Source organism: Nocardia sp. NPDC059764 (genome assembly GCF_042732555.1).
GTDB lineage: Bacteria > Actinomycetota > Actinomycetes > Mycobacteriales > Mycobacteriaceae > Nocardia.
Genome location: NZ_JBHWHH010000019.1, coordinates 23,184 through 44,293, shown reverse-complemented (window position 1 = coordinate 44,293; position 21,110 = coordinate 23,184). Strand labels below are relative to the sequence as shown.

General features: G+C 69.0%; 17 protein-coding genes. 8 read left to right on the top strand and 9 right to left on the bottom strand.

What is annotated here, in order from left to right; genetic code table 11:
- Positions 1–7 precede the first annotated feature (7 nt).
- Together glgX and treY are read left to right on the top strand one after the other, a co-directional pair.
- Entirely contained in the window at positions 8–2,119 is a 2,112-nt protein-coding gene (gene glgX, locus ACFV4K_RS06530) for a glycogen debranching protein GlgX (protein WP_379272587.1), read from the top strand.
- A gap of 56 nt (positions 2,120–2,175) precedes the next feature.
- A complete protein-coding gene (gene treY, locus ACFV4K_RS06525) occupies positions 2,176–4,539 on the top strand; it encodes a malto-oligosyltrehalose synthase (protein ID WP_379272618.1) in 2,364 nt (787 codons plus the stop codon).
- 18 nt (positions 4,540–4,557) lie between these two features.
- On the opposite strand, the gene ACFV4K_RS06520 is transcribed toward treY, so the two are convergent.
- The 4 genes from ACFV4K_RS06520 to ACFV4K_RS06505 all read right to left on the bottom strand — a co-directional run bounded on the left by ACFV4K_RS06520 (position 4,558) and on the right by ACFV4K_RS06505 (position 8,741).
- Positions 4,558–6,228, bottom strand: coding sequence for a serine/threonine-protein kinase (locus ACFV4K_RS06520; RefSeq protein WP_379272585.1), 1,671 nt, complete (start codon positions 6,226–6,228; stop codon positions 4,558–4,560).
- Between the two features lie 74 nt (positions 6,229–6,302).
- Positions 6,303–6,596: a hypothetical protein gene (locus ACFV4K_RS06515; protein WP_379272584.1), complete on the bottom strand. Its 294-nt coding sequence runs from the start codon at positions 6,594–6,596 to the stop codon at positions 6,303–6,305.
- A 271-nt stretch (positions 6,597–6,867) separates the two neighbouring features.
- Positions 6,868–8,193, bottom strand: a complete 1,326-nt coding sequence (gene ilvA, locus ACFV4K_RS06510) for a threonine ammonia-lyase IlvA (RefSeq protein WP_379272616.1) — start codon at positions 8,191–8,193, stop codon at positions 6,868–6,870.
- Positions 8,194–8,303: 110 nt separating this feature from the next.
- The gene (locus ACFV4K_RS06505; RefSeq protein ID WP_357095143.1) at positions 8,304–8,741 is read right to left on the bottom strand and encodes a nitroreductase family deazaflavin-dependent oxidoreductase; all 438 of its coding nucleotides are present in this window, start codon (positions 8,739–8,741) and stop codon (positions 8,304–8,306) included.
- Between the two features lie 87 nt (positions 8,742–8,828).
- Here ACFV4K_RS06505 and ACFV4K_RS06500 point away from each other — a divergent pair, with 87 nt between their 5' ends.
- Both ACFV4K_RS06500 and ACFV4K_RS06495 read left to right on the top strand, forming a co-directional pair.
- Complete coding sequence (locus ACFV4K_RS06500) at positions 8,829–9,050, top strand: hypothetical protein (RefSeq protein WP_379272583.1); 222 nt, start codon at positions 8,829–8,831, stop codon at positions 9,048–9,050.
- An 87-nt stretch (positions 9,051–9,137) separates the two neighbouring features.
- On the top strand, positions 9,138–9,755 hold the full coding sequence (locus ACFV4K_RS06495; protein ID WP_379272582.1) for an MspA family porin: 618 nt from the start codon (positions 9,138–9,140) through the stop codon (positions 9,753–9,755).
- 60 nt (positions 9,756–9,815) lie between these two features.
- Here the strand turns inward: ACFV4K_RS06495 and dnaE are convergent, their stop codons facing one another.
- Both dnaE and ACFV4K_RS06485 read right to left on the bottom strand, forming a co-directional pair.
- Complete coding sequence (dnaE, locus tag ACFV4K_RS06490) at positions 9,816–13,367, bottom strand: DNA polymerase III subunit alpha (protein WP_379272580.1); 3,552 nt, start codon at positions 13,365–13,367, stop codon at positions 9,816–9,818.
- Between the two features lie 181 nt (positions 13,368–13,548).
- Positions 13,549–14,793, bottom strand: coding sequence for a serine hydrolase domain-containing protein (locus ACFV4K_RS06485; protein ID WP_379272579.1), 1,245 nt, complete (start codon positions 14,791–14,793; stop codon positions 13,549–13,551).
- 168 nt (positions 14,794–14,961) lie between these two features.
- On the opposite strand from ACFV4K_RS06485, the gene ACFV4K_RS06480 reads away from it, so the two are divergent.
- Positions 14,962–16,356, top strand: a complete 1,395-nt coding sequence (locus tag ACFV4K_RS06480; protein WP_379272578.1) for an alpha/beta hydrolase family protein — start codon at positions 14,962–14,964, stop codon at positions 16,354–16,356.
- Positions 16,357–16,427: 71 nt separating this feature from the next.
- Positions 16,428–17,042: a class I SAM-dependent methyltransferase gene (locus ACFV4K_RS06475; RefSeq protein WP_379272577.1), complete on the top strand. Its 615-nt coding sequence runs from the start codon at positions 16,428–16,430 to the stop codon at positions 17,040–17,042.
- Between the two features lie 3 nt (positions 17,043–17,045).
- Here the strand turns inward: ACFV4K_RS06475 and ACFV4K_RS06470 are convergent, their stop codons facing one another.
- The 3 genes from ACFV4K_RS06470 to ACFV4K_RS06460 all read right to left on the bottom strand — a co-directional run bounded on the left by ACFV4K_RS06470 (position 17,046) and on the right by ACFV4K_RS06460 (position 19,632).
- A complete protein-coding gene (locus ACFV4K_RS06470) occupies positions 17,046–17,450 on the bottom strand; it encodes a VOC family protein (protein WP_379272615.1) in 405 nt (134 codons plus the stop codon).
- A gap of 152 nt (positions 17,451–17,602) precedes the next feature.
- A complete protein-coding gene (locus ACFV4K_RS06465) occupies positions 17,603–18,286 on the bottom strand; it encodes a response regulator (protein WP_379272575.1) in 684 nt (227 codons plus the stop codon).
- Positions 18,268–19,632 carry an ATP-binding protein gene (locus ACFV4K_RS06460; RefSeq protein ID WP_379272574.1) on the bottom strand — a complete coding sequence of 455 codons (1,365 nt, stop codon included), beginning with the start codon at positions 19,630–19,632 and terminating at the stop codon, positions 18,268–18,270. The genes ACFV4K_RS06465 and ACFV4K_RS06460 overlap by 19 nt, the downstream gene beginning before the upstream one ends.
- Here ACFV4K_RS06460 and ACFV4K_RS06455 point away from each other — a divergent pair.
- Both ACFV4K_RS06455 and ACFV4K_RS06450 read left to right on the top strand, forming a co-directional pair.
- Positions 19,622–20,038, top strand: coding sequence for an ABC transporter permease (locus ACFV4K_RS06455; RefSeq protein ID WP_379272572.1), 417 nt, complete (start codon positions 19,622–19,624; stop codon positions 20,036–20,038). The genes ACFV4K_RS06460 and ACFV4K_RS06455 overlap by 11 nt on opposite strands.
- Positions 20,039–20,041: 3 nt before the next feature.
- Positions 20,042–21,094: an ABC transporter substrate-binding protein gene (locus ACFV4K_RS06450; protein WP_379272570.1), complete on the top strand. Its 1,053-nt coding sequence runs from the start codon at positions 20,042–20,044 to the stop codon at positions 21,092–21,094.
- The last annotated feature ends 16 nt before the right edge of the window (positions 21,095–21,110 follow it).

Sequence of the window (21,110 nt, the reverse complement as noted above, 5' to 3'; positions counted from 1 at the left end):
TCCGGGTATGGCTCCCGCGACTCCCGGCACCACCGGGCTCGGTGTCTGGCCCGGGACCGCCTACCCCCTGGGCGCGACCTACGACGGCGCCGGAACGAACTTCTCGGTCTTCTCCGAGGTGGCCCGGCGGGTGGAGCTGTGTCTCATCGACGCCGAACACCGGGAGACCCGGATCGAGCTCGAGGAGGTCGATGGGTACGTCTGGCACGCCTACCTGCCCGGGATCGGCCCCGGGCAGCGCTACGGCTTCCGGGTGCACGGCCCCTTCGAACCGGCCGAGGGGCTGCGCTGCGATCCGAGCAAACTGCTGCTCGACCCGTACGGCAAGGCGTTCGAGGGCGACTTCGGCACCGCGATCGCGCCCTACAACTACGGGCAGAACTCGCTCGGGCACACCATGACCGGGGTGGTGATCAACCCATGGTTCGACTGGGCCGACGACCGCGCGCCGAAACGGCCGTACCACGAAACGGTCATCTACGAGGCGCACGTGAAGGGCATGACCGTCACCCACCCCGAGGTGCCGCCGGAGCTGCGCGGCACCTTCGCGGGCATGGCGCATCCCGCGATCATCGACCACCTGCGCGGACTCGGCGTCACGGCCGTGGAACTCATGCCGGTGCACCAGTTCCTCGACGACCGCATCCTGCTGGACCGGGGACTGCGGAACTACTGGGGCTACAACAGTTTCGGCTACTTCGCACCGCACCGGGGCTACGCCGCCGGCGCCTCCCCCGCCGCCGCGGTCCCCGAATTCAAGGCCATGGTGCGCGCCTTCCACGCCGCGGGCATCGAGGTGATCCTGGACGTGGTCCACAACCACACCGCCGAGGGCAACGAGTTCGGGCCGACGCTCAGTTTCCGCGGCCTCGACAATGCCGCGTACTACCGTCTGGTGGACGGCGATCCGCAGCACTACATGGACTACACCGGCACCGGCAACAGCTTCAACATGCGGCATCCGCACGCCTTGCAGCTGATCATGGACTCGCTGCGGTACTGGGTGCTCGATATGCACGTGGACGGTTTCCGCTTCGACCTGGCCGCCACCCTGGCACGCGAATTGCACGACGTGGACCGGCTTTCCACCTTCTTCGACCTGGTGCATCAGGATCCGGTGGTGAGTCAGGTCAAGCTGATCGCCGAACCCTGGGATGTCGGGGAGGGCGGCTACCAGGTCGGCAACTTCCCGGTCGCCTGGACCGAATGGAACGGCAAATACCGTGACACCGTGCGGGATTACTGGCGCGGGCAACCGGCCACCCTGGGCGAGTTCGCATCCCGGCTCACCGGCTCCTCGGACCTGTACGAGGCCACCGGCCGCCGCCCCAGCGCCAGCATCAACTTCGTCACCGCGCACGACGGCTTCACCCTCACGGACCTGGTGTCCTACAACGAGAAACACAATGACGCCAACGGCGAGGGCAACCAGGACGGCGAAACCTACAATCGCTCCTGGAACTGCGGCGTCGAAGGCCCCACCGACGACCCGGAGATCCTGGCCCTGCGGGCCCGGCAGCGCCGCAACCTGCTCGCCACCCTGATGCTCTCGCAGGGCACCCCGATGTTGTTGCACGGCGACGAGTTCGGCCGCACCCAGCACGGCAACAACAATGTCTACTGTCAGGATTCGCCGCTGTCGTGGATGGACTGGACCCGCATGGACACCGAGGCAGAGCTGCTCGAATTCACCAGGCGCACCGTCGCCCTGCGCGCCGCGCACCCGGTGTTCCGGCGGCGGCGCTTCTTCGATCCCGCGCCCGCGCCGGACGGGCCCGGTGACATCGCCTGGTACACCCCCGGCGGCGCGGCCATGACCGACGCCCACTGGGAGACCGGTTTCGCGCGCTCGCTCGCGGTGTTCCTCAACGGCGACGGCATCGGCGAACCGGGCCCGCGCGGGCAGCGCGTCACCGACGACTCGTTCCTGCTGTGCTTCAACGCCCACGACGCGGCCCTCGACTTCACCCTGCCCGACGGCCGACACGGCCAGGCCTGGACGGTGGCGCTCGACTGCTCCACCCCGACCGGCGAACCGGCAGGCAGCGACCGTCACGGCGCGTCGGCCACGGTGCAAGTGCCCGCACGCTGTCTCGTCGTACTGCGCCGTACGGCATGATCGATAGCGACATGACCAGCTCGCCCGAACACACCACCGGCCCCATCGCCCGCCAGATGCCCGTGCGCAGCACCTACCGCCTGCAGCTGCGGCCCGACGCGCTCACCTTCGCCGACGCGCGCGGTATCGCCGAATACCTGCAACAGCTGGGCATTTCGCATCTGTACCTGTCACCCGTCATGAGCGCGGCCCGCGGCTCCACCCACGGCTACGACGTCACCGACCCGACCGCGGTGTCGGCGGGGCTGGGCGGGCCGACCGGGCTCAAGGCCCTCGCCGACGAGGTGCGCAGCCGCGGTATGGGACTCATCGTCGACCTGGTGCCCAACCACGTGTCGGTGGCCGATCCGCGGCAGAACCAGTGGTGGTGGGAGGTGCTGCGGGACGGCAGGGACTCGCCGTACGCCACCTGGTTCGACATCGACTGGACCTCCGGCAACGGCGCGGGCGGGCGGATCGCGCTGCCGGTGCTGGCCGGGGAGAACGATCCGGCCGCGCTGACCGTGGACCGGTCCGGGCCCGAACCCATGCTGGCGCTGCACGATATGCGCTTCCCCATCGCGCCGGGCACCGACGGCGAGAACGCGCTGCGCATCCACGACAAACAGCACTATCGGCTGGTCAACTGGAAAGCCGGGCTGTGCGGGTACCGGCGCTACTTCACCGTCGGTGGGCTGGCCGCGCTGCGCCAGGAGGACCCGGCGGTCTTCGAGGCCACCCACCGCGAACTGGCCGCCTGGTGCGAGCACGACCTCATCGACGGTGTGCGCGTGGACCATCCCGACGGGCTGGCCGAACCCGCGCAATACCTGCGCCGATTGCGGCGGCTGATCGGGCCGCAGCGACTGCTGCTGGTGGAGAAGGTGCTCTCCAACCGTGAGCCCCTCGACGCCACCCTGCCCATCGACGGCACCACCGGCTACGACGCGCTCGCCGACATCGGCGGGGTGCTCATCGACCCGGACGGGGAGAAGCAGCTCACCGACCTGTCGCGGCAGTTCACCGGGCACGGCAGCGACCGGGCCTGGTTCATCGAGCAGGAGCACCGGATTCGCCGCGCCGTCGCCGAGACCATGCTGGTGCCGGAGGTGCGGCGGCTGGTGGCGGCGGTCAAACGCGACGCCCGCGCCGACGTGTTCGACACCATGGCGCTCACCAACGCCGCCATCGAGGTGCTGTCGTTCATGCCGGTGTACCGCACCGACTACGCGCCGCTGGCCGGGATGGTCGGCGCGGTGGTCGCGGAGGTGGCCCGCCGCAATGCCGAACTCACCGCGCCGCTGCAGGTGCTGGTGACCGCGCTCGCCGTGGGCGGCGAGGCCGCCACCCGCTTCCACCAGGTGGGCGGGGCGATCAGCGCGAAAGCGGTGGAGGACACCATGTTCTACCGCGCCGCCCGGCTGGTGTCGCTGCAGGAGATGGGCGCCGATCCGGCCCGGTTCGGCTGCTCCCCCATCGAATTCCATCTCGCCAACGCCGAACGCGCGGCCCGCTGGCCCGCCACCATGACCGCGCTGTCCACCCACGACACCAAGCGCGGCGAGGACGTGCGCGCCCGCATCGGCATGCTGTCGCAGGTGCCCGACATCTGGGCGCGGTCGGTGAGCACCTGGGAGGAGATCGCGCCCGGGCCCGACGGAGCGACCACACTGTTCCTGCTGCAGAACATGTTCGGCGTGTGGCCCGCCGACGGACGGCCCGCCGCGAGCGTGCCCGGGCTGCGGGAGCGGCTGCACCAGTTCGCGGAGAAGGCGGTCCGCGAGGCGGGCACCCAATCCTCGTGGGAGGAACCCGATATCGATTTCGAGACGGCGGTGCACCGCTGGATCGACGCCGTCGTCGACGGACCGGTCGGTGCGGAACTCGGCGAATTCGTCAACGATCTCGCCATCCACGCCTGGACCGACTCCCTGGCCCAGAAGCTGCTGCAGCTGTGCGGCCCCGGTATCCCCGACATCTACCAGGGCTGCGAACTGTGGGAGGACTCCCTCGTCGACCCCGACAACCGCCGCCCGGTCGACTTCACCCACCGCTCCCTGCTGCTCCAATCCCTCACCGGCACCCCCGATCTCGACCCCACCGGCGCGGTCAAGATGTGGATCGCCGCCTACGCCCTGTGGCTGCGCCGCGAACGCCCCGACTGCTTCGTCGGCGGCACCTACACCCCCCTCTTCGCCTCCGGCGACCGCGAACACCACCTGCTCTCCTATGCCCGCGGCCGCACCGGCGAAATCCCCGAGATCATCGTCGCGGTCACCCGCCACAGCATCCGCCTCGACGAGGCCGGCGGCTGGGGCGACACCGTCCTCGACCTCCCCCAGGGCCACTGGACCGACCGCCTCACCGGCCATACCTTCTCCGGCCGCGCCCGCCTCGAGAAACTCTTCGCCCGCCTCCCGGTCGCCCTGCTGGTGCGCTGACACCCCCGTCGGTGTCGCTCAGATACCGACTGTGCGGCAGGGCGGTCGGGGAGTGCCGTCCCCGGCGGTGGTGGGCCAGGTCATGGCAGCGGAGGTCTGGGGACCGAAAACGCCGTCCTTGGTGACGGTGTGACGGTCCTGGGCGACAAGGACGGCACGCTTGGTGTCGGGACCGTAAATGCCTTCGGGGTCGTTGATTTCGGCTTGATAGCAGACCCGTAGGGCGGCTTGCAGGGTGGTGACGCCGGCCAGCGGGCCCTGGGCGGCGTCCTTGATGGAGAGCACGCAGCGGCGGCCGCCGTCCGCGGTCGCGGGGACGATGACGGGGCGGTCGGGGGTCTGGGGGACGGCGGCCGTGTACTGGCAGCGGGCGGTGATGGCGGCGGGGGGCGCGGTGGCTTCGGGGCGGGCCGAGTCCGAATCCCAGCGCAGCACACCGGCGATCACCGCGGCGCCCGCCACCGCGCCGACCGCTCCGGTGGCGGCGATGCGCCACCAGGCCGATCGGTGCGAACGGTACGCGAGTGCGCTCGCTTCGGGGTTCGCCGTCTCGCCGTCGCCGTCCCAGGGCTCGTCCGGATCCTCGTCGGCCGGGTCGCTCACGCGGGTGCGGGTGGCATCGGCCGTTGCGATATCCGTCGGCCCAGCGGCGTCCTCGCCCGGCGACCCGGTGCCGTTCTCGCCCTGTGGGCTATGGGCATTCGGGGCGGTGCTCGCGTCCACGGTCTCCGCCGAATCCGCGGCCGGCAGCCGGGCGATGTCGGCGTCGTCGAGTCGCACCGGCGTCGATTCGAGGCGGTCCGGGCTCGATTCGGCGGGGGCGGTGTCGAGTACGTCCGCGCGGTCGGGGGCGGCCGGGGCGAACGCCAGGGGTGGCCGGTCGGAGTCGCGCAGGCGTAGCGCGGCTTTCGCGGCGGCGGCGAAGTCGCCGCAGCCGGGGTACCGGTCGGCCGGTCGCCAGGCGGTGCCCTTGGCCAGCACCACGCCGAGCAGGCCGGGGAGGCTCGGATCCGTTGCGGGGATCGGGATCTCGCGCGGGAGGTGGCCGGTGGTGAGCTGGTAGAGGGTGACGGCCAGGGCGTGGACGTCGGCGCGCGGGCCGACGGTGCGGCCCGCGCACTGTTCGGGTGGGGCGTAGGGCTGGGAGAAGGCCCAGCGGCCGGTGGCGGTCCGGGTTTCCTCGGCGGCGAGGCTGCGGGCGATGCCGAAGTCACCGATCAGGACCCAGTCCGCGCCCGCGGTGCCGGTGGTGCGGAAGATATTGGCGGGCTTGACGTCCCGGTGGATGACCTGGTGGGCGTGCGCGTAGTCGAGGGCGGCGGCGACGTCGAGGACCATGCGGACCGCGCGGTCGGGGTCGATGCCGAGGGGGTTGGCCTCGATGAGGTCGGCCAGGTCTCCGCCGGGAACGTACTGCATGGCCATCCACAGCGTGCCCTCAACGTCGCCGAAGTCCTTGACGTCCACGATGTTCGGGTGTTGCAGATTGGCCACCAACTGCGCCTCGCGGCGGAACTGGGCGGTGCCCGCGGTGCCGGTCTTCATGGGGGTGAGCAGTTTCAGCGCGACGGGCATGTCCAGCGCCCGGTGCCGGGCCAGGTAGACAGTGCCCATCCCGCCCGCGCCGAGCCGGCGCTCGATGATGTATCCGGCGAAGACCGACCCCGCGGCCAGCTCGGTTGCGTCCACCGTCCGCGCACCTCCTCCCGGAGCCCGCCGATTCGAGGAGGATAGCGCCGTCACGGCGGTCCGGCAGCCCATTATCAGGCGGCGGATTCCGCCGACCCGCTACCCTCGTCGATGCTCGCCGGATGCCGGGGCAGCGGAACCAGGTCGACCGTCTCGATCAACTCCGGCGGGACGGGGCCGGGGCGACGCTCGCACCAGCGCCGAATATTGTTCGGGCGGTAGCCTTTTCGCTCCTCGACGGTGGAGGCCAGGAAGCTGTCCTGGTCGCCGGGCTGCAGCAGTTTGCGCCACGAGTGCGAACTACTCGGATAATCGCGGCCCCGCCGCGCGCCCGTTAACCCCGCGCGCGCCCCCATAACTACCCGCACCAGCGCCGTTGACACGCCGGGTTCCGCCGCGATCGATCATGAATCGTTCACGATCGGCGTGGCACCGTGAGCCCATGTCCCCACCGGCGAGGCCCCAGCCGACGCCCCCGCTCACCATCGGGGACCTGGTGGTCGATCGCCGGCGCCGCGTCCGCCGCCACGGCGTGCTGGCGTGCCGCTGAGCATGACGATGCGCGAGTCTGAAAACCCCACGGGGGCAACCGGTCCCGTGTGATCCGAACGAGGGGTCGGATCACACGGGGTCACCGGGTCAGGTCAGGTACCGGTACGCGGGCGAGTTCGGGTCCAGCCGCTGACCCTGGATCGGCGAGGCCTCCAGCCGCGCGATCAGCGGCTCCAGGCAGTCCGGGCTGCCCAGTTCGATGCCGACCAGTGCGGCCCCGGTCTCCCGGTTGTTGCGCTTGACGTACTCGAACAGGGTGATGTCGTCGTCGGGACCGAGCACCTCGTCGAGGAAGCGGCGCAGCGCACCGGGCTCCTGCGGGAAGTCCACCAGGAAATAGTGTTTCAGGCCCTGATGCACCAGCGAGCGCTCGATCACCTCGCCGTAGCGGGAGATGTCGTTGTTGCCGCCCGACAGCAGGCACACCACCGTCGAACCCGGCGCCACGTCGATCTCGCGCAGCGCCGCCACCGACAGCGCGCCCGCCGGCTCGGCCACCACGCCCTCGTTCTGGTACAGCTCCAGCATAGCCGTGCAGATCGCGCCCTCGTCCACGTGCATCATGCGGAAAGTGCCCGCGCCGGACTCGGTTTCGGTGCTGGTCAGTAAAGGCAGCGAGGCGTGCGAACGAACCAGGCCGCCGAAGCGCGACACCGCGGTGTAGGGCACCGCGCCGATACGGCGCACGGCCGCGCCGTCCACGAACGGATCGATCTCGGGCAGCGTGACCGGGCCGCCCGCCACCAGCGCGGCGGTCATGGACGCCGCGCCCGTGGGCTCCACACCCAAGATCGCGGTCTGCGGCGACCGCTCGCGCAGATAGGTGCCGACCCCGGCCAGGCAGCCGCCGCCACCCACCGGCACGATCACCAGATCCGGCGCGCGGCCGAGCTGTTCGAGGAATTCGGCGGCGATGGTGCCCTGCCCGGCCGCGGTGCGCGGATCGTCGAAGGGCGGGACCATGGTGGCCCCGGTGCGGGCCACATCGTCGGCGGCGGCCGCGGCGGCCGCGTCGTAGGTGTCGCCGACCGCGATGAGTTCCACGAACTCCGCGCCGTGCACGCGGATCCGGTCGCGCTTCTGCTTCGGGGTGGTGCGCGGCACGTAGATGCGCCCGCGCACGCCCATCGCCTTGCACGCGAAAGCCACGCCCTGGGCGTGGTTTCCGGCGCTGGCGGTGACCACGCCGACGGCCTTCTCGTCGTCGGTGAGCTGCGCCATCAGGTTGTAGGCGCCGCGCAGCTTGTAGGACCGGACGGCGGTGAGGTCCTCACGCTTGAGGTAGACCTCCGCACCGGTCAGCGCCGACAGCCGCGGAATCCGCTGCAGCGGCGTCGGCTCGATAATGTTCGAAATTCGCTTGGCCGCCGCATCGATCTCGTCCGCCGTCAATTCGGGCAGCGGACCGGACACTTTCTCTGCTACAGCAAGCGGATCAGACACCCGAACATGCTAGCCGGGCGCATCCGCGCCGGTGGAGGCAGCGCCCATTTCGGGGCCGCCTCCGGGATCGGGACGGCCTGTCAGGCGCGCGGCGTGAGGACGAACAGCGGGATCTCGCGGTCCGTCTTCTTCTGATAGGCGTCGTAATCCGGCCAGACCTCGGCTGCCCGCTTCCACCACACCGCCTTCTCGTCGCCGGTGACCTCGCGCGCGTCGTAGTCCTTGACCACGTCGCGGTCGCGCAGTTCCACGTGCGGATCGGCCTTGATGTTCCAGTACCAGACCGGATGCTTGGGCGCGCCGCCCAGCGAGGCGACCACCGCGTACTCGCCGTCGTGCTCGACGCGCATGAGCGGGGTCTTGCGGAGTTTGCCGGACTTGTTGCCGCGGGTGGTCAGCAGGATGACCGGCACACCCTGCAAGGTGGTGCCTGTGGCTCCCCCGGAGTTCTCGTACTTCTCGGCCTGCTCGCGTGCCCAATCGGACGTGCTGGGTTCGTACTCTCCGTGAAGTGGCATACGACCAGCAACGGCCCGGGATCGCGTGTTGTTCCCGACAGAAAGTTTCGGTTGCCCGAACTTTGGTTCGACGTCTACCCTGACCATATGGCAGTGGTTCACCCTACGAACACCGAACGCGTGGTCGCGCGCGTCGCCGCCGTGGATATCGCCGGGACGGCGTGGCCGGTCTACAAGCTGGAAGCCTTGTTCGCCGGTGTGGTGGTCGCCCTGACCCTCGCCCTGATCACCGGGTCCGCGCAGGCCGCCGTGCTCGGCGCGGCCGTGATCGCGGCCCTGTGGTGGATCGCCGGCTCCATTCGGCGCTGATTCGCTCCGAAGTTCCCCTGTTTCGAACTGGACGTTCATCCGTGTTGGTCGGCCCATTCATCGGGGCCCTCAATTACCGTGATTCGCATGCGGACGTCCCACCTCGGCATTTTCGTGTTGTCCGTCGCCGCCGCACTCACCTGCGCACGGCCTGCTCACGCCGATATCGTCACCCTGACTCCCCATGAACGGACCTACCAGTCCACCTTCGGCAGCTTCACCGTCGGAGCGCGCGACGAGACCATCAACCGGATCGCACCGCTGAATCAGGTGGGCACCACGCGCGAGGCGCTGGCCACCAGCACGGTCTACGCGCGCGTGGACGGGATCGCGGGCGGCCAGATCAAGACCGGCTTCCATGTCGGCTGCTCGGTCACCCTGCCCAACGGCAATCTCGGGGTCATCCCCCAGGTGTACGTCCCCACCGTGAACGCGAGCCAGGTGGATCCCTCACTGATCATCATCGGCCCCAATGTCGAGGTGCCGTTGAGCGTCAATCTGGCCCCTGGTGAGGTCAAGGACGTTCCCGTGGCCGACAAGGACCTGCTGCCGGGCAAGACCGTGCAGATCATCGTCCGCGACTACCACATCGCCGTGAACCAGTGCGCCGGACCGGTCTCGATCCGGCAGTACACCTACATCTACGCCAAGTCACCCGAAACCGATGACAGCGGCGCGGTTTTCGGCGACCCGACCTGGCTGTGAAATCTCGTGTGCCCCTCGCCGACGCGAGAGGCACACAGGGCTGGAAAGGGTGGGTAACCGTCAGCCGGCGAGGCAGCCCGGGCCGAGCAGGGCCTTGAGGTCACCCATGAGGGCCGAGGACGGCGAGACGCGCAGGTTGTCGGCGACCTTCAGCTTGGTGGTGCGGTCACGGGAACCGACGTGCTTGATGTGCACGTCCGCGGTGCCGGGGTGGCGGGACAGGACGCGCTTGAGCTCGCCGATCTTGTCGGGGGTGCACAGGCGGGTGGGGATGACGACCTGCAGCGGCTTGTCGACGCCGATCGACGAGAGATCCGGCACCACAAGGTCGTTGGCGATCAGCGAGACCCGGTCGTCGCGGGCGTTGACGCGGGCCTTCACCAGCACGATGGCGTCCTCGGTGACGTCCATGCCGTAGACCGAGTAGGACTGCGGGAAGAACAGCACCTCGATGCCACCGGTCAGGTCCTCGAGCTGCGCCGAGGCCCAGGGCAGGCCGTTCTTGTTCACGCGGCGGGTGACATTGGCGAAGATGCCGCCGATGGTGACCTGCGAGCCGTCTTTGATGTCGCCTTCGAGGATGGCCGGGATATTGGTGTCCGACTGCGCCGTCAGCACGTGCTCGACGCCGTTGAGCGGATGCCCGGACACGTAGAGGCCCAGCATTTCCCGCTCCAGGGCGAGCTTGTGCTTGGTCTCCCATTCGTCGTCGGGGACCTTCACATTGAAGACGCTCGCGATCGAGTCGTCACCCTCGTCCAGGCCGCCGAAGAGGTCGAACTGGCCGATGGCCTCCGCCTTCTTGGTCGACATGCAGGCGTCGATGGCGTCGGAGTGCACCAGCAGCAGGCCCTTGCGCGGATGCCCGAGCGAGTCGAAAGCACCTGCCTTGATGAGGGATTCGGTGACCTTCTTGGTGCAGGCGATGGCGTCGATCTTGTTCAGGTAGTCGGAGAAGTCGGTGAACTTCGACTTCTCCTTGCGCGCCGCGATGATCGAGGCCACCACGTTCGCGCCGACATTGCGGACCGCGCCCATGCCGAAGCGAATGTCATTGCCCACCGAGGCGAATTCGAGTTCGGACTCGTTGACGTCGGGCGGCAGCACCTGGATGCCCAGGCGGCGGCAGTCGGCCAGATAGACGGCGGCCTTGTCCTTGTCGTCACCGACGGAGGTGAGCAGACCGGCCATGTACTCGGCGGGATAGTTGGCCTTGAGGTACGCGGTCCAGAACGACACCAGGCCGTAGCCGGCGGCGTGCGACTTGTTGAACGCGTAACCGGCGAACGGGAGAATCGTGTCCCACAGCGCCTTGATGGCGGGCTTGGTGAAACCGTTCTCCAGCATGCCCTTCTCGAAGCCCTCGAATTCGGCCTCGAGGACTTCGGCCTTCTTCTTACCCATGGCGCGGCGCAGAATGTCGGCTCGGCCGAGGGAGTACCCGGCGACCTTCTGCGCGATCTGCATGATCTGCTCCTGATACACGATCAGGCCGTAGGTATCACGCAGGATGTCCTTCAGCGGCTCTTCCAATTCGGGGTGAATCGGCTTGACCTCTTGCCGCCCGTTCTTGCGGTCGGCGTAGTCGTTGTGCGCGTTCATGCCCATCGGGCCGGGGCGATACAGCGCGAGCACGGCGACGATGTCCTCGAAGCCGGTGGGCTGCATACGGCGCAGCAGATCTCGCATGGCGCCACCGTCGAGCTGGAACACGCCGAGAGTGTCACCGCGCGCGAGCAATTCGTAGGTGGCGGCGTCTTCCAGCGGAAGCGTATCGAGGTCCAGGTCGATGCCGCGGTTGGCCTTCATGTTCTGCAGGCAGTCACCGATGACCGTCAGGTTGCGCAGACCCAGGAAGTCCATCTTCAGCAGGCCGATGGCCTCACACGACGGATAGTCCCAGCCGGTGATGATGGCGCCGTCCTGCGCGCGTTTCCACACCGGGATCGCGTCGGTCAGCGGCTCGCTGGACATGATGACGGCACAGGCGTGCACACCGGCGTTGCGGATCAGACCTTCGAGACCGCGCGCGGTTTCATAGATCTTGTTGACGTCCGGATTCGTATTGATGAGTTCACGAACCTCGGCGGCTTCCTTGTACCGCTCGTGCTCGGGATCCATGATGCCCGAGAGCGGAATGTCCTTGGCCATGATCGGCGGCGGCAGCGCCTTCGAGATCTGGTCGGCGATCGCGAAGCCGGGCTGGCCGAACTGGACACGGGCCGAGTCCTTCAGCGCCGCTTTGGTCTTAATCGTGCCGAAGGTGATCACCTGGGCGACACGATCACTGCCCCACTTCTCGGTGGCGTAGCGGACCATCTCACCGCGACGGCGATCGTCGAAGTCGATATCGATATCGGGCATGGACACGCGCTCCGGATTGAGGAAGCGCTCGAACAGCAGACCGTGCGGAATCGGGTCGATGTTCGTGATGCCCATGGCGTAGGCGACCAGCGAGCCGGCCGCCGAACCACGGCCCGGACCGACATTGATGCCGACCGAGCGGGCGTAGGTGATGAGGTCACCGACGACGAGGAAGTAGGCGGGGAAGCCCATTTCGTTGATGACGCCGAGCTCGTACTGGGCGCGGGTGATGTACTCGTGCGGCGGCCCGCTCGGGAAGCGGCGGTCCAGGCCCTTCATCACCTCGTGCTCGAGCCAGGTGGCCTGGGTGTAGCCCTCGGGCACCGGGAAGACCGGCATGCGGTCGCGGTGCGCCCAGACGTCGTCGTAGGACTGGACGCGCTCGCCGATGAGGACCGTGTTGTCGCAGGCGCCGGGGACTTCCGCGTCCCAGATGGCGCGCATCTCCTCGGCCGACTTGAGGTAGTAGCCCGAGCCGTCGAACTTGAAGCGGGTGGGGTCGGACAGGGTCTTGCCGGTCTGAATGCACAGCAGCGCTTCGTGATTGCCCGCGTCGTGCTCGTGCACGTAGTGGCAGTCGTTGGTGGCCAGCGGCGGGATGCCCAGCTTCTTGCCGACGTCCAGCAGGCCCTCGCGGACCCGGCGCTCGATGGACAGGCCGTGGTCCATGATCTCGAGGAAGAAGTTCTCCGGACCGAAGATCTCCTGCCATTTGGCGGCGGCCTCGAGGGCTTCGCGCTCATGGCCCAGGCGCAGGCGGGTCTGCACCTCACCCGACGGGCAGCCGGTGGTCGCGATGATGCCCTCGGCGTGCTCGGCGATGATGTCGGCGTCCATCCGCGCCCACTTGCCCAGCTGGCCTTCGATGGAGGCGAGGCTGGACAGTTTGAACAGGTTGCGCAGACCGGTCGCGTTCTCGGCGACCATGGTCATGTGGGTGTAGGAACCCGAACCGGAGACGTCGTCGCCCTTCTGCGACGGGTCGCCCCACAGCACGCGCTTGGTGTTGAACCGGGACTCGGGCGCGATGTAGGCCTCGATGCCGATGATGGGCTTGATGCCCTGCTTCTTGGCCGAGTTGTAGAACTCCGAGGCGCCGTACATATTGCCGTGGTCGGACATGCCGACGGCGGTCATTCCCAGCCGGGTCGCCTCTTTGAACAAGGGCGTGATCTTCGCCGCGCCGTCGAGCATCGAGTACTCGGTGTGATTGTGGAGATGGACGAATGATCCCGACGAGGCTGACACACGGGCAGTTTATGCGGACCGCCCGACACCCTTCGAAGGCGCGCGGGGTGTCGCCGGGTCGGCCCAGGAAACTGACATGGGCTAACGGCGTGGCGGCTTCCGCGTGTCGTGGTGGAGGTCACCGCGAACCGGCCGCGGCCATCACCGCGCGGATCAGGTTCGGGCCGCGACCGGTTCGGTTTCAGGCGGCGGCGGGCCGGGCGAGGGTTGTGGTGCGGCGCGCCGCGTTGGCGCCCCGCACCGCCAGCGGCAGCACCCATGCCGACGCGATCTGGTCCAGGCTCATGGCCCCGATACCGAGCCGATTGTGGACGAATCCGACCGACAGGCCCAGGCGGGGTTCCGCCCAGCCGAAGGACCCGCCCAATCCGATGTGCCCGAAGCCGGCGTGCGCCCCCGGCACCGGCAGCGAGTGATAGCCCATGTGCCACATCATCGGGATGTAGAACAGCGCCCGGTCGAGATGATAGGTCTCGACACGCCGCATGGCCGCGATGGTCTCCGGCGACAGGAACCGGCGGCCCTCGTGCATGCCCCCGTTGGCGAGCGCCCCGTACACGGTGGCCAGTCCGGTGGCGGTGCACACGCCGTTGCCCGCGCCCAGTTCGGTGTGCAGGATCGGCGGGTTCTCGCCTTCGAGGAGTTGATCCAACCCGGGCAGGAACAGCGCCCGCGCCGCCGCCCCGACCGCGCCGGGCAGTGAATACGCGCGACCCAGCGCCAGCGAGACGTAATTCGTGCCGACCGCCGACAGCTTGTTGCCGCTCAGCACCGCGGCGCTGGTCGGCGATCCGGCCGGCGGCAGGCCCAGATGGATGCCCTCCGCGCCGAGCGGTTCGGCGACCTCGGTGCGGAACAGTTCGGCCATACCGCGCCCGGTGACGGCGCGGGCCAGACCGGCGAGCAGCCAGCCGAAGGTGAGCGCGTGATAGGTCGGGACGCCCAGCAGATGATCGGGTTTCGCCGCGGCCAGGTTGTCTTCCATCATCCGGTGGTCGAGCACGTCGTCGAGGCCGCGGGCGATCGCGGGCAGCCCGTACAGCCCGGCGCGATGGGACAGCAACTGCCGCACCGTGATTCGACCCTTGCCGTTGGCCGCGAATTCCGGCCAGTAATGCGCGACGGGGGCGTCGTAGTCGATGAGACCGCGGTCGGCGAGCCGGTGGATGACGGTGGCCGCGATCCCCTTGGTGGCGGAGAAGACGATGGCCCCGGTATCGGCGTCCCAGGCCCGGCCCGGCGCGGCTTCGCCGGTCCAGATCCGCACCAGCGGCTCCCCGCGCAGGTGCACCGTGAGCGCGCCGCCCGCGCCCGGGTGACCGCCGACCATGCGGGCGAACGTGCGGACCAGCTGGCCGAATTCGGCGGCCGCGTAACCGCCCACCGTGGTGGGCAGGCCGACGGGCCCCGTAGCGTCATTGCTCACGGATTCCACGGTACGAGCGACCAGTCGGGCTGGGCAATGACGACACCGGGAAGTTATTGCCGTTGACCCAGTGGTTATTCCGCGTGACCGGGCGGTGACTCCGGCGTTATCCGCGCGGGGGCTTATCGAGATCAGCGGGTGACGACACTGGATCGGTAGGCTGGGGCAATGCGGAAGCCGTGGTCGATGGTTGCGGCGGCGCTGGTCGTGATCGCCGCGCTGGTCACCGGATGCTCGTCGTCACATCAGGAAAGCGCCCCACCGATCACGGTGACCGGGGATTGGCGCGGGACTATCGAGGTGCCCGATCAGCCGCTGGCGGTGGGGGTCAGTTTCACCGCGGACGGCACGGCCACCATCGACATTCCGGCGCAGGGGGTGGTGGACGCGCCGTTGAGCGAGGTGCGGACCGGCGCGGATGCCGTGACCTGGACGATCACCAAGATCCCGGGCCGGCCGTCGTTCCAGGGCGTCTACGACAAGGGCTCGGACAGCATCAAGGGCCAGTTCACCCAGTCCGGGCAGTCGTTCCCGCTGACCCTGACCCACGGCAAAGTCGAGGGGCCGCCGCGCACGCAGGAACCGAAACCGCCGTACCCGTACAAGTCCGAGGATGTCAGTTATCCCAGCGGCGACATCACGATCGCGGGGACGCTGACCGAGCCGCGGTCGGGCGGGCCGTTTCCGGCGGTGCTGCTCATCAACGGCAGCGGAGCCAATGACCGCGATGAGGAACTGCTGGGCCACAAGCCGTTCCTGCTGCTCGCCGACACCCTCACCCGCGCGGGGTACGCGGTGTTGCGGACCGACAAGCGCGGTGTCGGGCAGACCGGCGGGCGGCTGAACAGCGCGACCTACAGCGATCTCACCGACGACATCGCCGCCGGAATGACCTTCCTGCGCAACCGTTCCGATATCGACGCCCAGCGGATCGGCCTGCTCGGGCACAGCGAGGGCGGGTATCTCGCACCGCTGTACGCGCGGCGGTCCGACAGCGGGGTCGCCTTCGTGATCATGATGGCGGGCCCGGCGGTGCCCGGTTCCGAGGTGCTGCTGGAACAGAATCGGCTGATCCTGGCCGCGCAGGGGGCGACGCCGGAGCAGGTCGGCAAGCAGGTCGGATTCACCTCGGCGCTGTCGTCGGTGCTGTGCAAGGGCGATCTGGTGGCCGCCAAGGACTATGTGCGCCAGCACAATGACACGCTCCCCGCGGACGAGCGGCTCTCCGAGGAGGCCATGGACGATCTGGTGGCGCCGTACATGGCGTCCCTGGTCTGTTACGACCCGGCCCCGGCGCTGTCGGCGCTGCGGGTTCCGGTGCTGGCGTTCTACGGCGGCAAGGATCTCCAGGTGCCGGCGGCCCAGAACGAGGGCCCGGCGCGGACGCTGCTGGCCGCGGATCCGGACGCGACCGTGATGGTGTTCGACGGTCTCAATCACCTGATGCAGCCCGCCGACAAGGGCACGCCGGATGAGTACGCCCGGATCGAGACGACCATCGACCCGCAGGTGCTGACCACCGTGACCGGCTGGCTGACCCAGCGCTTCCCGCCCGGCCACTGAACCGCCCGCCCGAATCGCCCGTATGGACCGAAAGAGTGGCGGACGAGCCAACCGATTGCGAGAGTGGTGTCGTGGGATTCTACGAGGATCGAGTCGTGCCCCGGCTGGTCGACCTGTGCTGCGGCGCGAAGAACATGAACGGCGAACGCAAGCGGGTCTGCGCCGGACTCCAGGGCCGGGTCGTCGAGATCGGCTTCGGATCCGGGCGCAATGTGCCGTTCTATCCGGAGACCGTGAAGTCGGTGAGCGCGGTCGAGCCCGCCGATCTCGGCTGGCGGATGGCCGCCGGACGAGTGGCCGCGTCGACGATTCCGGTCGAACGCGCCGGGCTGGACGGGCAGGCACTGCCGTTCGCCGACAACAGTTTCGATTCCGCGCTGTCGACGTGGACGCTGTGCACGATTCCCGATGTCGAGGCCGCGCTCGCCGAAGTGCGCCGGGTATTGGTGCCGGGCGGCACTTTCCATTTCGTCGAGCACGGTTTGGCGCCGGATCCGGGTGTCCGGAAATGGCAGCACCGGCTGGACCCCCTCGAGCAGAAGATCGCCGGTGGCTGCCATCTCAACCGCGATATCCCCGGATTGATCGAAGGCGCGGGTTTCGAGATCCGCGATATCGATCGGTACTACCAGCAGGGCCCGAAGCCCTGGGTGGCGTTCTCCCTGGGCACCGCGGTCGCCCCGTGACGGTTACTCCGCCTGCGGCCAGCCGCCGTAGGGGACGGTGATCAATTCCATGGCGTGGCCGGAGGGATCGAGGAAATAGATCCCCCGGCCCCCGTCATTGTGGTTGATCTCGTTGACACCCTGCTTGCGCGGATCGGCCCAGTAGGTGAGCCCGTACCGCTTGATCTTCTCGTAGGCCGAGTCGAATTCGTCCTCGGACACCAGGAAGGCGTAGTGCTGCGTCGGCGGCTCACCCGCGAAATCCGGTGGCAGATCGGCGAAGTCGAAGGTGACACCGTTCGACACGGTGATCGGAATGAACGGTCCCCATTGCTTGCCCACCTCCACCCCGAGAATGTCCGCCCAGAATTCGGCGGAAACGCGGCTGTCCGTGCACGCGACAATGGTGTGGTTGAACTGGATAGTGATAGGAATTCTCCTGTGTTCGTGGCGATCCCGACCCTGGACCGGTACAAGTCGGCCGACAGGAGCACCGCCACTGGTTCGACGTTAACCAGATGCCCGAGAATTCACCAAGGGCGATGTGGCGACCATCACACGCGGCGTCCGCGCCCGGACGGTCATGCGCGCCGGGGCGCGGAGTACTCCTGTTCCGGGCGGCCGGTGCTGCCGTAGCGCAGCCGCATTCGCAGGTCACCGGCACCGACCAGGTTCGCCAGATAGCGTTGCGCGGTGGCGCGGGAGATGCCGATGGCGGCCGCCACCTGAGCCGCCGACATGGCCGCGTCGGCGTCGCGGACCGCTTGCAGCACCAGATCTTTCGTCGGCGAGGCGGCCACCGCCGCGCCGGTCGACACGCCGGCCGGGGACGCCGCGGGGCGCAGCGCCGCCAGCGCGGCATCGACATCCGCGGCGGTCACCTCCGGACCCGAGAGCAGTCGCCGATAGCGCGCGTAACCGGCCAGCCGGGTGGCGAGCGCCGCATGATCGAACGGCTTCACCAGATAGCCGAGGGCACCGGCCGACAGCGCGGCCCGCACCGTGGCCGATTCCGTTGCGGCGGTGAGCATCATGGCGTCGCAGGTGAGCTCGCGGACCAGGTCGACGCCGGAGCCGTCGGGCAGGTAGACGTCCACCAGCGCCAGCTCGAAGGTGTCCTCGGCCAGTGCGGCGCGGGCGGCGGCGATCGAGTTCACGGTGGCTCCGACCGCGAATCCGGGCAGCGCGGAGACGATTCCGGCGTGCAGGTTGGCGACCCGGAAGTCGTCGTCGACCACCAGGACGGTCAGTTCTCCTCGGCCCACGCCGGCTCCTCCTCGGTCAGTACGCCCGGCATGCGGGCGATGAACTCCGCTCCCCGCAGCCGGGACTCCTCGTCCCCTGAATCGTCGCCCACCCCACCGGGGTCGCCGAGCAGTACCTCGCCGCCGCGGGCGCGCGCCACCTGGCGCGCGAGTGCCAGGCCCAGGCCGCGTCCGCCGGGTCCGCCTCCGGATTTGGTCGAGACTCCTTCGGCGAAGATCGAATCCGCGAGCTCGGGCGGTACACCCGCCCCGCTGTCGGCCACCGCGAGGTGCAAGGTGTCGCCGTCGCGCACCAACTCGACCTCCACCACGGGTTCGCGGCCGGGGGCCGGGCCGCTGCCCGCCGCGTCGATGGCGTTGTCGACGAGATTGCCGAGCACCGTCGTGACGTCCACGGGGGCGGCGAGATTCGCGTCGACCCAGGTGTTGGGGCCGAGGCGCAGGTGGACGCCCTGTTCGCGGGCGTGGGCGGCCTTGGCGGCCAGGAAGGCTTGCAGGTAGGGGTCTCCGATGGTGTCGATGCCTGGCAACGTGGTGCCGAGGGGTCCGGATCCCAGCAACTCCTCGAGGTAGCGGGCGGCCTCGTCGGGGCGGCCGGTGTGGAGGAGGCCGTTGAGGAGGTGGAGGCGGTTGGCGAATTCGTGGCGCTGGGCGCGCAGGACCGTGCCCATGGTGGAGACGGCGTCGAGCTGGCGGGTGAGGGATTCGACGTCGGTGCGGTCGCGGACGGACAGGACCGCGCCGAGGGCGCGGGTGTCGCGGGTGACGGTGCGGGCGGTGACGACCACGATGCGGTCGCCGACGGCGGCCTGGACCGGGGTGCCGTCGGCGGCGCGGAAGGCTTGCAGGACACGGGGAGTCAGGCCGATGGAGTCGATACCGCTGCCGGGCGCGGGATCGATGCCGAGCAGGCGGCGGGCCTCGTCGTTGACGACGGTGATCCGGGATTTCGCGTCGGCGGCGACCACGCCCTCGCCGATGCCGTGCAGCACGGCGTCCTGCTCGCGAACGAGGTCGGCCAGATCGGCGGGTTCGAGACCGAGGGTCAGGCCGTGCCAGCGACGGGCTAGCAACACCGATCCGGCAATGCCCGCCAGCAGCGCGCCGCCGACCAGCAGACCGGCCCGGCGCAGATCCCGCAGCAGCTGTTCGTGCACGGCCGCGGTCGAGATGCCGACGCTCACCTCGCCCACGACCCGGCCGGGACCCGACTGCCCGCCCGGCGAGCCCTGCGGATCCGGTTGCAGGACCGGAACTTTCGCCCGGACCGATTCGCCGAGGGTGCCCTGTTCCTGGATCACGACCTCGCCGCCGCCCAGGGCGCCGGAGGGATCGGTGCTGACCATCTCGCCGAGGCGGGCGCGGTCGGGGTGGGCCGGTCCCGCGACCTTCACCGGCGCGCGTGAGGTGGACGGCAATGTCATCGACAATGCCCGCATCCTGGGCGCGAGCCGCCGTCAGGTGCTGGGCTCGATCGTGCTGCCCAGCGCCACCACCTGGATCCTGTCGTCGCTGCACACGGCGTTCGGTTTCGCGCTGATCGGCGCGGTGGTCGGCGAGTACGCCGGCGCCGGCAAGGGTTTGGGCCTGCTGATCAGCAATGCCCAGGGCACGTTCGACGCGGCGGGCATCTACGCGGGCATGATCATCATCACCGTGGTGGCGCTGATCGCCGAATGGCTGATCGGGCTCGCGGAGAACCGGCTGCTGAAATGGCGTCCGTCGCAGGCCGGTTCGGGACACGGGATCTGAGCCATGAAGTACCGCAAGCATATCGCCGTGATCCTGCTCGCCGTCAGCTCGCTACTGCTGGCGACCGGCTGCCGCGACTCCCGCACCATTCCGACCGCGAACGGGCGGCCGCAGATCACCATCATGGTGGGCGGCCTGGAGAAGGTCATCTACCTGCCCGCCATGCTGACCGAACGGCTCGGCTTCTTCCGGGCCAACGACCTCGACGTGCACCTGCTGGGCGAGCAGTCCGGCGCGAACGCCGAGACCGCGCTGCTCACCGGCGACGTGCAGGCCGTGGTCGGCTTCTACGACCACACCATCGACCTGCAGGCCAAGGACCAGTGCCTGAAGACGGTGGTGCAGTTCGCGGACGTGCCCGGCGAGGTGGAGCTGGTGTCCAAGGACGACGCCGCCGCCATCAAGTCGCCGGCGGACTTCAAGGGTCGGAATCTGGGTATCACGTCGCTGGGTTCGTCCACCGACTTCCTCACCCAGGCGCTGGCCGGGCAGGCCGGGCTGGGGACCTCCGACTACACGCGGGTGAAAGTCGGTGCGGGACAGACCTTCATCGCGGGCATGAACCACGACGGCATCGACGCGGGCATGACCACCGATCCGACTGTCGCCAAGATGGTCTCCTCCGGGGACGCCCGGGTGCTGGTGGACATGCGCAACGAGCAGGGCACCCGGGCGGCGCTCGGCGGATTGTATCCGGCCGCGTCGCTGTACATGCGGTGCGAGACCGTGCAGGCGCATCCGGACATCGTGCAGAAGCTCGCGAACGCGTTCGTGGAGACGCTGCGCTGGCTCGCGACCCACTCCCCCGAGGAGGTCGCCGCCGAGATGCCCGCCCAGTACGCGGGCGGCGATCCGAAGCTGTACGTCAAGTCCATCACCGACTCGATCAGCATGTTCAACGGTGACGGCCTGATGAAACGCGAAGGCGCGGAGAACGTCCTGCGCATCCTCGGCCAATACTCCCGCAATGTGGCGCCCGTCAAGGACCGTATCGACCTGGACGCCACCTACACCAACGAGTTCGTCGGCAAGGCCCAGGGCGCACGCCGACCCTGACCCGGCCGCCCGGAAC